The organism is Bifidobacterium sp. M0307 (assembly GCF_016100445.1).
GTDB classification, from domain to species: domain Bacteria; phylum Actinomycetota; class Actinomycetes; order Actinomycetales; family Bifidobacteriaceae; genus Bombiscardovia; species Bombiscardovia coryneformis.
Genome location: NZ_JACFSL010000001.1, coordinates 1543197 through 1555709 on the forward strand (window position 1 = coordinate 1543197; position 12513 = coordinate 1555709).

Sequence of the window (12513 nt, forward strand, 5' to 3'; positions counted from 1 at the left end):
CGGGTGCGGTCGGCCCCCATTACCGACAGCCGACCGCAACGGGTCAGTTCCCAGCAGGCGAGCCGCAGTACTCCCGGAAGAAGTTGCCAATCACCTGGTGACCATACTGGCTGCCGATGCTCTCGGGGTGGAATTGGACACCCTCCATGAGCGATCGACCACGTCTCAGGCCCATCACATACCCGTCCAGAAGCGAGCGCGCACTGATCTCCAGATCGGCGACCTGCCCGACCGAGGTCTCATCGGCAACCAGGGAATGGTATCTGGTCACATCGAAGGTATCGGGCAGACCCTTGAAGCAGCCCTTCCCGTCGTTTCTTATCCCGCTCACCTTGCCGTGCTGGCGGCTGGAGGCCCTGACCACCTGGGCTCCGGCATGTACTGCGATGGCCTGCATGCCCAGGCAGATGCCGAATACCGGCTTCCGTCCCGCAACCCGGTCAAGGAGCTCCAGGTATCCGCAGTCCTCCGGATGGCCCGGTCCAGGGCCCAGGATGACCGCATCGAAGGTGAGTGGATCCACCTCGGCAAAGTGGTTCACCCGGACAATGGTCGTATCGGCGCCCAACAGGTCCACGTAGTTCTTGACCACATAGACGAAACTGTCGAAGGCATCAACCAGCAAGACTCTCATGGGCCAGCTCCTTTCCGGTGATAGCCAGATAGGCCGAACTCATCTTCTTCATGGTTTCCTGCCATTCGCTTTCCGGCTGAGAATCCTCGACGATTCCGGCCGAGGCGCGCAGGTGGTATCTGCCCGAATGGTAGGAGGCCGTCCTTATGCACAGCGCCGTCAGGACCTGGCCGTCAAATCCGAGGAAGCCCACCGCCCCGGCATATACCCCGCGCGAACTGACCTCGGTCTCCTCGATGATCTCCACGGCGCGCACCTTGGGGGTTCCTGTCATGGTGCCGGCGGGGAAGGCGGCCGAGAAGACGTCGTACTTGTCCAGGCCAGGCCGGATTCGACCGACCACATCCGAGACCATATGAATGACGTGGGAGTAAACCTCGGTGGTCATCAGCCGGTCCACCTCCAAGGATTCGGGTGTGCAGCACCTGGCTACGTCGTTGCGCCCCAAATCCACCAGCATCAGGTGCTCGGCCCGTTCCTTGGGGTCGCCGGTCAGCTGCCTGATGGCCGCCTGGCGGGCCTCATCATCTCCGGGATTGCCGACAGTTCCGGCGATGGGCCTCAGGGTTATGTCACCATCAGGGGTCAGCCCGATGAAGAGCTCGGGGCTGGCGCCGATGACATGTACCCCTTGGGGAGTCACAAAATAGTACATATAGGGGGACGGGTCCTGCCGACGCAGCCGTTGGTAGACCTGGAAGGGCGGAATCCTGGAGTCCACCTGAATCTCATGCCCGAGCTGGAGCTGGTACACATCTCCCTGGGCTATGTGCTCCTTGCCCTTGGCAAACCACCGATAGAAGAGGTCTCGGTCAATCGTGTCATGGGCACTGTAAGGGAAGTTCGATCCGGCATCCTCAGACCCTGCACCGGTCCGGGCAGGGTCTTCCGCAAGGGGTGCGTCAGATTGCAGCAGGCCCAGCATTTCCGCAAACCGGTCGGACTCATGCCCAACGCTCTTCCCATCCGGCTGCCCGTCAAGCCTGCTGTACTCAATGTCACCCGCGTCTTCCTGCCCTACCGGACTGCCGCTTTCCCTGCTTCCCCGACCATCCCGGATGTCGTACCCGCCAGGGTCGCCGCTCAGATGGATCAGCGTGGCGCAGTGGCCGCCAGCCTTCAGGTCCAGGGTGATGATTCCCCGGTAGAGGGTCAGCGAGATGACCGGCAGGGCCGCATCCCTGGGAATGCGTTCTTCCAGGTCCTCAATCATGAAAATGGTGTCATACCCGAAGTAGCCGAACCATCCCATCCCGAAGGGGCCTTCATGGCCGCCGCTGATGGCGAAGGAGGACTCAATCCCCCTCAGCACCGCGAACACCTCCTGGATGTCGGGGACCGGATGGCGAACCACCCCCTGCTCAATCCGGCCGAAGACCTCCAACAGACCTGCCAGCTGTACGTTACCCAGCGGATCAATGGTCATAACGTGGTCCGTCACACTCAGGGTCAACATGGGCTCGAATCCAATCACCGAACGGTTCCTGTCCGGATCGGGACCACTCAGGGACTCCAGGAGGAAGAGCTGATCCTCCCGATACCTGGTGCGCAAGCGCCTGTATATGGACAGGGCGTCAAGGTCGCTGACGAATTGGTGGGATTCCATGGTTGCATTGATGGTCATACCGGCACTCCCTTGGTCGGATGCTGCGATTGGAAAGACGGGGGATGAACCTCCCACGGTGCGAGTGCACCCGGGTTGAGGCGGGTATCCAATACGGTATGGATCCAAACCATCCGATGGCCCCACACCCGTCAGCAATGGAAAAAGAGACCTCAAACACCGAGGCGGATATATGAATCAGAAGAAGAACCGAGCCGGTTCTGGCCCATCAGGCGAAGGACATCAACGCCATCGGGCATCGACATAGAAAAAGACACCCATGGGCAACCAGGACTGCCGTGATGTCATTTTCCTCATGGGGACGATGCTAGAGCACCCGCGTGCATCCTCCCAAGCAGCATCCACCATTCGGACGTAGTTCGTCCATTTGCTTACTTCATTACTTGAAGAGGAATCAACGGCCTCAGCGCCGATACGCCCGGCGGTAGGCACGCGGGGTCGTGCCGGTCTCCATCTTGAAGCGACGGTTGAAGTTGGAGGCATTACCGAACCCGCTCAAGGACTGAATCCGGGCGATGGGCAGATCGGTGGTGACCAGGAGGAGGGAGGCGCGTGCAGTCCGCAAGCGGCAGACCAGTGCGGAAAAGTTGATTCCCGCCGCCTCCTTGAAGAAACGGGAGAACGCTGAGGGACTCATGACCACCTGGGCAGCGACCTCCTCCAAGGTAATCCGGTCTGCGATATGTGCCGTGATATACGCCAGGACCTGGTTGACCCGTTCCGTCATGCCGTCGGGCGCCTCCGCCACGTAACCCGGTGTGACCACTGTCATCCACTCCCGGCGAGGGGCCTGGATGAAGATACGGAAAATCGCCAGGAGGTCAATCAGCCGGTCAAGATCATGATGCGCCCCCATACCAATCAGGATGGTGGCCGCTCGGTGCGCGGAAGCACCGGACAGGACAAGGGCCTGCCCACTCCGTCTCAACAGGGTCAGTATCCTCCCGGCCTCGGGGAAAATCCGCGCCAGGGCTCGGATGCGCTCGGGATGAACCTGGCAGGCCACATCCCGCTTGGGAATGGACACCTCACCCGGATCCAATTCCGAAATCCAATTATGGGGAACATCGCTCCCCAGGAGGGAAACCTGCCCCGAATCAAAAGGCACCATCCCATCCCCGGCCATCATCATTCCCCTACCCTTGCGGATCAGATGGATCTCAATTTCGATGTGGTGATGCCACCGGGCCAAGGCCGAAGGGTACCCGTGCTCCACCCAGCGGATGCTCTCGCCGCTCCGAGGCAGGACCACCTCCAAATCCGCCCGCCCATCGACATGACTGCCCATGCTCACCCACCTCCGATATGTGCGGGGAAACGGCCTGTTGCTCTTGACCCAATCGGTCGCACTCAGCACAACTGATCGCACACAGGGGGAGAGCTTCAACGGCACCTTTGCCAACCCTGTCACTGCCAGGGCGATGACCACCCATCCTATCCAAGAAAAGGGCAAAATAATACCGATATCCGGCAGAAAAGCACCGGATTCCAAATCCTGGCGACCCTAGGATGAAACCAGGCAGTCGAGAACTCCGGCACCCAACTCCTCAATCAGATGAGGGGCATCAGTCCGAAGACGATTCACCCTATAGGTATGCACAAGGTCCAAGCCGCAATACCTGAAGAGCAGTAAGCACAGCGACGAGCAAACCTGCACCGCAGCCGGCGGAGGGAAACCATCATGAGGGCACTGGTATTGGACAGAACACGCGGCCTGCACATGAGGCAGGTCCCGGTTCCTCGGCCCAAGGCGGGAGAGGTTCTCATCCGCACCGCCTTTACAGGCATATCCAGCACAGATCGCGGCATCTACCAGGGAGCACAGGGGTCGATTGAGGCCAATCTCCCGATTATCCTGGGGCACGAGAGCTGCGGAACCGTGGCGGCCATCGGTACCCGGTCGGTCACCCTGGCTGACGGAGGCCAGGCGGCCGAGGGGGACAGGGTGGCCGTGGACCCTAACATCACCTGTCAACGTTGCGATTACTGCCGAAACGGCAGACCCGAACTCTGCCGACACCTGGCGGTCATCGGTGTGACACGCGGAGGTGGGATGTCCGAGTACTTCTCCGCCCCGGCCAAGGTGGTCTACCGGCTGCCCGATCGATTGGAATTTCTGGAGTCCACTGCCATCGGTCCCCTATCCTGTGCCTTGCATGGCATTCGATGCCTGGACCTGCGGTCCAACCAGCGGGCCCTGATTGTTGGGGATGGTTTCATGGCCCAGCTCTTTGCCCAACTCCTCAGGATTCAGGGCCTCTTTCAGGTCGACATGGCCGGGTTGAACGAGACGAAACTGGCCAGGGGAAAGGCCTTGAACAACCTTCATGCCGTCTACAGATCGGACAAACGGAGACAGACACCGCCCCGGGACCACTATGACCTGGTGATCGAAGCCGTCGGGGTTCCAGCTGCCGAGACCATGGCCATCAAGGCCTGCCGCCGGGGCGCCCAGGTGCTCATGTTCGGCATCGGCTGCCCCGATGCCCGATTCACGATGAACGCCTATGACATCTACCGCAAGGAACTGACCATCAAGGGATCCTTCAGCAACCCATGTTCATTCGGCGATGCCATCAGCCTCCTGGCCTCCGCTCGCATGGATATCGCAGGTCTGGTCACCCACATATTGAGCCTCGAACAAGTGCCCGATCTGATGTCCGGATCGATCGGCGGTGTCATCAAGGCGGTGGTCGCCTTCGGGGACTGAGAACCGCGCAAGCGCAACCGGGAATCGGAATCCCTGAAGCAGCGGCAACCGGCACCAGAGGTTCCGTACCGAGCATCGCATACCATGGTTCCAGCAGCACGTATCGGCCATACGCCAGAATACGGTGCTCGCCACAACAAAGGAGTTATCCATGCAGCCAATGTCGGCATTCACCACAGACCTCCAGCACTCAGGCATGATTGCCCATAACCTGGATGAGACCGTTGACTTCTATACCGCCAAGCTCGGTTTCGAGCTGGTGGGAGTCTTCCCCAACGGAGAGAACCGTTGCGCCTTCATGCGTTATGGTCACCTGACCATCGAGACCTGGGAAGGCGAAGAGGCCCCGTTGACCACTGGAGCCATCAATCATTGGGCCCTGGATACCCCGGATATCGAAGCCGCCTATCAGAATGCCAGGAATCTGGGGTTGGAAATCAAGGAAGACGGCATCCAGTCCATCCCCACCTTCTGGGATCGCGGCATCCGCTACTTCAACGTTTACGGACCCAACAGGGAGACCATCGAATTCTGTCAGATTCTCTGAGCTGACCATAACCAGCGGCATTCGCCTCCGCTGCTCTTCTGCCCCGCAAGCGACAGGATTCGGCATCAGGCTCTATGCCGCGGTGTCAGTATGCCCCGCAATAGCGGGGCTCCTTTCATATCCGGCCCCCGCCAAGACCCGAGTGTTACAGTGTATTTTCATGGCATTTTCCTAAAAACCACCTGATAGGAGACCACTGAGGGATACCAAAACACTCGAAATGCAGTACGGCCAGGGGGCCGAAGAAGGAATGATGGCACAAGAGGAATCAAGTTCAACCGACGGAAATAATCTCAATTCGAAGCAGGGTCATGGGCGGGGCGGAAAGACTGGGCCCGCCACCAAAGGCAGGACCAGGAAGCGCAACCAGCATCCCCACCGAAGCTGGAACCAGCGCCTGCATCTCACTGACATCAACGTGGTCGATGCGTCGACACTGAAACGGGCCATCGCCGGCACCGTGGTCGGCAACTTCATGGAGTGGTACGACGTGGGAGTCTACGGCTACCTGGCCGTGACCATCGGCCGGGTCTTCCTCTCCGACGCTTCGGATGCCATTCAGCGTCTCTTCTCTTTGGGTGTGTTCGCGGTAACCTTCATCGCCCGACCTCTGGGCGGCGTGGTGCTGGGCCAGCTCGGCGACAAACTGGGCCGGCAACGAATCCTGGCTTTCACCCTCCTGAGCATGTCGGCAGCCACCCTGCTGATCGGAGTCCTACCAGGGTACGCGGCCGTGGGCCCGCTGGCCCCCATCCTTCTGATCCTGCTCAAGCTGGTCCAGGGATTCTCGACCGGTGGAGAATATGCCGGCGCATCGACCATGGTCACCGAGTATGCCCCCGACCGGCATCGCGGCTTCTTTGCTTCCCTTTTGGACGTGGGCTCCTACCTGGGTTATGCCTTCGGGGCCGGTCTGGTCTCACTCCTGGAGTTCCAGCTCTCACCCGAGGCCATGCTTGCCTGGGGCTGGCGCATCCCCTTCATCATCGCCCTTCCCCTGGCAGGCATCGCCGTCTACTTCAGGGCGAAGGTCCAGGACACCCCGGCCTTTGAACAGGCGCAAGCAGTTACGGACGAGAAGACCAAGAGCGAGCACAAGGGCCTGGGCGACCTGATCCGAGGGTACTGGAAGGAACTGCTCATGGCCTTCATCCTGGTGGCCGCGGCCAACACCCTCAGCTACACCTTGACGGCCTACATGCCCACCTATCTGACAGGCACACTCCACTACAACACGGCCCAGGCCAACCTGCTATCCCTGCCCGTCCTCCTCCTGGTGGCCTTCTGCATCCCCATCACCGGTGCCCTCTCCGACAGGTTCGGCCGCAAAAAGGTACTCTTCATGGGCGCCTTCACCGGACTGTGCCTCTCCCTTCCGGCCTTCAGGATTCTGGAACAGAGCACCACGGGCGCGGTCTTCGCCGGCCTGGTCCTCCTGGCCATACCGGTCATCTTCTTTGTGGCCAATCTGGCCTCGACCCTGCCCGCCCTCTTCCCCACCGCCTCGCGCTACGGTGGTATGGGACTTTCCTACAACCTGGCCGTGGCCGTCTTCGGCGGTACGGCACCGGTCATCATGGAAGGCCTGGTGACAGCCACAGGCAAGGGCCTGGCCCCGGCATACTGGATCATGTTCACCTCGGTCTGCGGCCTGGTGACCGTCCTCTTCCTGGCCGAAACAGCCCGCAAGCCCATGCCCGGCACCCTGCCTACGGTCCTCAACCGCCAGGAGGCCCGCGACCTGGTGGCCACGCAGGACCAGAACCCGGACCTGGACGTCAAGGCCATCATCAAGGACGCCGAGGAAAACGGCACCCGGAAGACCCCCGAAATGCTCAAGGCCGAAGCCAGGAAGGCGCTTGGGACCAAGCAGTCGGCAGGTGCGGACCGCTCAACCAAACCCGCAAAGGCATAGGGCCAGTCAACCCCCATCCAACGAGCATCCCCGATAAGGCCCTGCCACGGTGCATCATCCGACCGGTATCAGGCTGGATGATGCATCAAGTCGCGCTCGATCCACCCCATGACCAGGGCGGCCAACCGATCGATCTCACGGTCGGTCAGAGGGCGGCCCTTGGGAATATGGTGCCAACGTTGGATGCATCCACGGCAACAGGTACCGGTGGCATGCTGGGCCGTGAAGACAGGATGACCTCTGTACGGTGTCTGTTTCCCATCCTTCAAGGGATGGGCCGGTCCGACCCTTTTGGCCAGCATTTCGTGGGCATGGCGGTTGATGGTTGCCTTCCCCCTGGCCCTGGCATAGGAGCGGTCCCTGGCCGATAGACTGAATCCGGCACGAAAATTCGAGTGCCCCAGCCGGACCAGCGTTCGACCGACCCAGGCGGGCACCTCCTCTTCCCGCAGGTTCCCCGGTGAAGAGGCATTGTCGGGATTCGAAATCAACCCTTCCTGGTTATCCTCACCAATCACGGTCGCCTCACTTTCAGCACCAGCATTACCAGCGAAAAGGGGATTCGACAAGGCACACATCAGCTCAGAGAATACCGGCACAGGCCAGTACGAGGAGTACGGTTGGGTCCAGAAAACAACCACAGGCGGCCTGATTTGTCATGCTTATTCGCAATCAGGACGTCAGAAAAGGGGGCTTCATGGCCAGAAGCAATATGACGGTCGCGGAAATGATCCGGCTCTTTTTGGACCCTGCCGCGCCGGTTCAGATAACCGCCTTCGACGGATCGCACTTCGGAGATTCGGCCGCACCGCTCCATCTGGAGATCAAGAACTCGCGCGCAATATACTACATCGCCGAGAATCCGAACGACCTGGGTCTGGCCAGGGCCTACCTGCAGGGCGACCTGGATTCGCCGGACCTGCAGCCAGGCAATCCCTATCAGGTCTTCAAGGACCTGGTGGCCCTGAAGAAGTACGTCAAGAAGCCCGGCAAGACCGATCTGGCCCGCATGGCCGCCGCCATCTTCTCGCACGGGATTCGCATCCCCGAGCCTCCTGCAATCGAGGGCCCCTCCCTGGCCAAGCGCCTGACCGAGGGCCTGCGCCCCCACACCCGCAAGGGCGATGCGGCCACGGTCAGCTACCATTACGACCAGTCCAACGACTTCTACCGCCTCTTCCTGGGGTCCTCCATGACCTACACCTGCGCCGTCTTCGAGAAGCCGACCGATACCTTGGAGGCAGCCCAGGAGCACAAGCTCAACATGGTCCTCGACAAGATGAACCTGAAGAAGGGCGACCGGCTCCTTGACGTGGGCTGCGGATGGGGCTCGATGGAGGTGGCCGCCGCCAAGCGTGGCATCCACGTCATCGGTGTCACCCTGGCCGAGGAACAGGTGGAATGGGCCCAGGAGTGGATCAGGAAGGAGGGCCTGGGCGACCTGGCCGAGGTCCGCCTGATGGATTATCGCGATGTGCCCGAATCAGGCTTCGACGGCATCTGCTCAATCGGCATGATGGAGCATGTGGGATACAAGCAGTACCCCTCCTACTTCAAGGAGATGATGAACAAGCTGCGCCCCGGCGGCATCCTCCTCAACCACCAGATCACCCGGACCAACTCCCACGACAACAAGAGGGCCGGCGGCTTCATCGACCGGTACATCTTCCCCGATGGCGAGCTGGCCAGCCCGGCCGAAATCGAACTGGCCATCCAGGACACCGGTTTTGAGGTCATGACCCAGGAGAACCTCCGTCAGCACTACGCCCTGACCCTGCAACACTGGACCGAAAACCTCCAGGACAACTGGGAGCAGGCCAAGACCATGGTCGGCGAGCCCAAGGCCCGTCTCTGGGGTCTCTACATGGCCGGGTCGCGCCTGAACTTCGAAATCAACAACATCCAGGTGCACCAGTTCCAGTGCATCAAGCCCGACCCCGCGACCGGCACGTACTCCTACCCGCTCCGCCCCTGGTGGGATCGCTAGTTTCGAGTGGATCCGGGGAAGTAGTCGGCCGACCGATCATCCCTCGGCAAGGCGAAGGGTGCCCGGCACGGATTGGTTCCGTGTCGGGCACCCTTCGCATTCCGCACACGGGATTACCGACCGTCGCCCAAGGCTACTGCGAAATCGAGGCTTCCTGCCGGGCCAGGTCCAGAGCCTTGTTGAAGGCATCCGAGGTCCAGCTGGCACCGGCCACCTTGCTGACCTTGAGATCCTTGAGGGGTTTGCCCTGGACCACCCCGGGCACGGCCTTGGCGAACTCATCGATGTGCTTTCTGGAGACCGGGGAATCGGACTTCCCGGAGACCCTGACCGATTGCACGGTGCCGCCCGACACATCCAGGTCGACATCGATGCTGTCGGAACCATCCTTGCCGTAATGGCCCGTCAAGGCATATGACCCGTCCTGATACTGCCCGGTATCGGAAGCGGCAGGCTGCCTTCCATCCCGCGAAGATACACTGGGCACACCCTCACCGGCCTGAGGTCCCTGTGCCTCTCCGTTACCGGGAGCGCTGCTGGACTCATTGCCCGCGTACTCATCATCCATGGGCTTGGTATCGGTCTGGCCGCACCCACCCAGGAAGGAGGCGGCCGCGACCAGACCCACCAGGGTGGCCGAAATCCCGGTCAGCCCATGTGACCTGGAAGATCCGGCCTGGGCCCCAGTGAATCCGGTTGCATCGTCCGCAGCCCGGGATTCCCTGTTGATTCCATCCCGCTTATCATCCTTCATGGGGACCTCCATCATCTGCTCAGTCGATCCGATTCCCGCCGCCGGTCTTGGCCGCCTTGGTCGGATCCCGAAATCCGACAGGAACATCACCCGACTGAGCCTCCTTATCGGCACTGCCACTGAAAGCCGGCCTGCCGCCAATCTCCTCATAGGCCCGTCGGGCATCCTCGTCGTTCCATTGTTCACCCACCAGAACACCATGGTTGAGCATAATCTCACGTTGCGCACAGGAAGCCACCAGGGCATCGTGGGTCACGACAACCAGGGAGGTCCCCTGGTCATGCAGCTGCCGGAACAGGTCCAGCACGATCTTCTCGTTGGCCTCATCCAGGTTACCGGTCGGCTCGTCGGCCAGAATCAGCTTGGGCTCGTTGATCAGGGCGCGGGCCACGCAGACGCGCTGTTGTTCCCCGCCTGAAAGCTGTCCGGGCAGGTGCTTAGCCCTGTCGGCCAGACCGACCCGGTCCAGGGCCCGCATGGCCTGGTCCTCGTCAACCACCGAGTGGTAGTACTGGGCCACCATCACGTTCTCGACGGCCGTCAGGTGAGGCACCAGATAGAACTTCTGGAAGACCAACCCAATCACGTTCTTACGCACATCCGCCAATTGGGAAGGGTTCAGGTCCTCCAGAGGGCGCCCCTCCAACCGGACCGACCCCGCAGAAGGGGTATCCATGCATCCCAGGATGTTCATCAGGGTGGTCTTGCCTGATCCTGACGACCCCACGACGGCCAGCCATTGCCCCTGGGGGATACTCAGGTTCAGGTCATCCAGCGCGTGCAGGTCGCCATAGATCTTGGATACGTGGTCCAGATCGAGGAGCATGCTTCCGCCTTTTCCCTGCTGGACCTCTTCTTGTTCCTTCATGATTACTCCTCCCTGAGAACCAGTGCCGGGTCGATGCGTGATGCCCTGTGCACAGGCCGGATGGATGCGACTACCGATATGGCGATGCTGAGCAGGACCGAGGTCAGGGCCAGCCACCAGCTGAAGCCCAGCGAGCGCTGGAAGACCGAGGTGCAGAGCAGCCGGGCGAACAGGTATCCCAGTGCGGTACCGATCAGCCCGCCCAGGAACCCATACAGGGCGGACTCTGCGTAGAACTCCGCCCCAATGCTGCCTGATGAGGCTCCCAGGGCCTTGCGCAGACCGATTTCACTGCGCCTCTGGGAGACGATGGAGGCCATGGTGGTGCCTACCCCCACGAAGGTCAGCACCAGGACGACGATTGAGACCAGCCAGAAGAGGGTCTGGAGCATGGTGATGGTGTGGGTGTCGCCGGCGGTGATTCTGGCCACCGTCCGTGCCGTAACCCCCATGCTGGTCATTTCATTGATGCTCTTGGCTATTGCCGACAGATCCGGCCCCATGGCATCGACCGAGTACTCGATGACATCGGACCCTCGTTTGGCTCCGGTCAGCGCCTCCATGTCATGCAGACTGGCGTAGATGATCTGATCCTCGGAACCGCCGGTATCAACGATGCCGCCCACCCGAAGTTCCATACCCGACTCTTGGGCATCCTTGGCAATGGACTCGTCAACCGGGGCTTGAGACCCCTGCTGCGCCAGGCTCTGGGTCTGGGCCTCCCTATTGCCGGGAGAATTCCCCGCCTGGGCCTGCTCATTTGATTGACCCGAATTGTCGGGCATCCCGGCCATGCCGTGCATGTGCCCGGACCCGCCGGAAGAAGCTCCTGAGGCGGAATGGCTCTCCGCCTGCGCGTCAGCGGTCTGCTGGGCATCGGACTGTTCAGCCCCGGCGGCAGCGCCCGCAACGGGAGCATCATCGGCGTTGTCCGAAGCCCTGTAGCTGACGGTAATCCTGCTGCCCGGTTTCAGTCCCAGTGCATCCGCCAGATCACGCCCCACCATGACGGAACCGGCCTTGGGCCACTCCCCGTCCACATTCCAGTGGTGGTTGAGCTGGCGCACCTGCTCGGCATCAATCCCTGCCATCATGTGAGATCCGGCGTTGACCCTGACCGATTCGTACCGGTAGGTGGCATGCCTGGCCGGTGCCTTGGCCGTGACCATCTCCGTGGTGTGGCTGACCATGCCCGGCTCGATGCCCTGCCGAGACTGGCCTGCCTGCTGGATGGGAGTCACCACCAGGTTGGCTCCGTAGGCCCGCATTTCCTGGTTCATCTGTCTGGGAACCTCCAGGCAGACGGCCGCTAGGCAGAACAGGGTGGCCGCCCCGACCATGGAGGCCACCACCGCCATGGATGCCCTGCTGCGCCGCCGGAACACCGCCCCGAAGAGCATGGTCAGGAACATACGGGTGTTGGTCATTGGTGCGTGGCGGTGGGCCGACCTACCTGATTGGTCTGTCATTCCAC

11 protein-coding genes are annotated in these 12513 nt (G+C 61.3%); 4 read left to right on the plus strand and 7 right to left on the minus strand.

Annotation, left to right across the window (positions count from 1 at the left end; translation table 11 throughout):
* Window positions 1–43 precede the first annotated feature (43 nt).
* From H3V08_RS06470 to H3V08_RS06480, 3 genes are all read right to left on the minus strand, one after another.
* A complete protein-coding gene (locus H3V08_RS06470; protein WP_198182007.1) occupies window positions 44–634 on the minus strand; it encodes an anthranilate synthase component II in 591 nt (196 codons plus the stop codon).
* Window positions 615–2258, minus strand: coding sequence for an anthranilate synthase component I family protein (locus tag H3V08_RS06475; protein ID WP_198182008.1), 1644 nt, complete (start codon window positions 2256–2258; stop codon window positions 615–617). Before H3V08_RS06475 ends, H3V08_RS06470 begins: the two co-directional genes overlap by 20 nt.
* A gap of 403 nt (window positions 2259–2661) precedes the next feature.
* The gene (locus H3V08_RS06480; RefSeq protein ID WP_198182009.1) at window positions 2662–3546 is read right to left on the minus strand and encodes an AraC family transcriptional regulator; all 885 of its coding nucleotides are present in this window, start codon (window positions 3544–3546) and stop codon (window positions 2662–2664) included.
* A 393-nt stretch (window positions 3547–3939) separates the two neighbouring features.
* Between H3V08_RS06480 and H3V08_RS06485 the strand changes: the two genes are divergently transcribed.
* The 3 genes from H3V08_RS06485 (at window position 3940) to H3V08_RS06495 (ending at window position 7430) form a co-directional block, all read left to right on the plus strand.
* Window positions 3940–4968 (plus strand): zinc-dependent alcohol dehydrogenase family protein, encoded by a 1029-nt coding sequence (locus H3V08_RS06485; protein ID WP_198182010.1) that lies wholly within the window; start codon window positions 3940–3942, stop codon window positions 4966–4968.
* A gap of 151 nt (window positions 4969–5119) precedes the next feature.
* Complete coding sequence (locus H3V08_RS06490) at window positions 5120–5515, plus strand: VOC family protein (RefSeq protein ID WP_232340168.1); 396 nt, start codon at window positions 5120–5122, stop codon at window positions 5513–5515.
* Window positions 5516–5765: 250 nt separating this feature from the next.
* Entirely contained in the window at window positions 5766–7430 is a 1665-nt protein-coding gene (locus H3V08_RS06495) for an MFS transporter (RefSeq protein ID WP_232340170.1), read from the plus strand.
* Between the two features lie 68 nt (window positions 7431–7498).
* Here the strand turns inward: H3V08_RS06495 and H3V08_RS06500 are convergent, their stop codons facing one another.
* Window positions 7499–7882, minus strand: a complete 384-nt coding sequence (locus tag H3V08_RS06500) for a DUF4186 domain-containing protein (RefSeq protein WP_033491253.1) — start codon at window positions 7880–7882, stop codon at window positions 7499–7501.
* Between the two features lie 245 nt (window positions 7883–8127).
* Here H3V08_RS06500 and H3V08_RS06505 point away from each other — a divergent pair, with 245 nt between their 5' ends.
* Window positions 8128–9417 (plus strand): class I SAM-dependent methyltransferase, encoded by a 1290-nt coding sequence (locus tag H3V08_RS06505; RefSeq protein ID WP_198182012.1) that lies wholly within the window; start codon window positions 8128–8130, stop codon window positions 9415–9417.
* 133 nt (window positions 9418–9550) lie between these two features.
* Here H3V08_RS06505 and H3V08_RS06510 read toward each other — a convergent pair whose 3' ends face one another.
* Genes H3V08_RS06510 through H3V08_RS06520 form a run of 3 tightly spaced genes read right to left on the minus strand, consistent with a single transcriptional unit; the run spans window position 9551 to window position 12466 of the window.
* Complete coding sequence (locus H3V08_RS06510; RefSeq protein ID WP_232340172.1) at window positions 9551–10171, minus strand: FMN-binding protein; 621 nt, start codon at window positions 10169–10171, stop codon at window positions 9551–9553.
* A gap of 19 nt (window positions 10172–10190) precedes the next feature.
* A complete protein-coding gene (locus tag H3V08_RS06515; protein WP_033491249.1) occupies window positions 10191–10997 on the minus strand; it encodes an ABC transporter ATP-binding protein in 807 nt (268 codons plus the stop codon).
* Window positions 10998–11041: 44 nt separating this feature from the next.
* Window positions 11042–12466 carry an ABC transporter permease gene (locus H3V08_RS06520; RefSeq protein WP_198182155.1) on the minus strand — a complete coding sequence of 475 codons (1425 nt, stop codon included), beginning with the start codon at window positions 12464–12466 and terminating at the stop codon, window positions 11042–11044.
* Window positions 12467–12513: the final 47 nt, after the last annotated feature.

Excerpts from the sequence above, each read along its gene's own strand:
- H3V08_RS06470 (WP_198182007.1), bottom strand. The coding sequence starts at position 634 with ATGAGAGTCTTGCTGGTTGATGCCTTCGACAGTTTCGTCTATGTGGTC.
- H3V08_RS06475 (WP_198182008.1), bottom strand. The coding sequence starts at position 2,258 with ATGACCATCAATGCAACCATGGAATCCCACCAATTCGTCAGCGACCTT.
- H3V08_RS06480 (WP_198182009.1), bottom strand. The coding sequence starts at position 3,546 with ATGGGCAGTCATGTCGATGGGCGGGCGGATTTGGAGGTGGTCCTGCCT.
- H3V08_RS06485 (WP_198182010.1), top strand. The coding sequence starts at position 3,940 with ATGAGGGCACTGGTATTGGACAGAACACGCGGCCTGCACATGAGGCAG.
- H3V08_RS06490 (WP_232340168.1), top strand. The coding sequence starts at position 5,120 with ATGCAGCCAATGTCGGCATTCACCACAGACCTCCAGCACTCAGGCATG.
- H3V08_RS06495 (WP_232340170.1), top strand. The coding sequence starts at position 5,766 with ATGATGGCACAAGAGGAATCAAGTTCAACCGACGGAAATAATCTCAAT.
- H3V08_RS06505 (WP_198182012.1), top strand. The coding sequence starts at position 8,128 with ATGGCCAGAAGCAATATGACGGTCGCGGAAATGATCCGGCTCTTTTTG.
- H3V08_RS06510 (WP_232340172.1), bottom strand. The coding sequence starts at position 10,171 with ATGAAGGATGATAAGCGGGATGGAATCAACAGGGAATCCCGGGCTGCG.
- H3V08_RS06515 (WP_033491249.1), bottom strand. The coding sequence starts at position 10,997 with ATGCTCCTCGATCTGGACCACGTATCCAAGATCTATGGCGACCTGCAC.
- H3V08_RS06520 (WP_198182155.1), bottom strand. The coding sequence starts at position 12,466 with ATGACCAACACCCGTATGTTCCTGACCATGCTCTTCGGGGCGGTGTTC.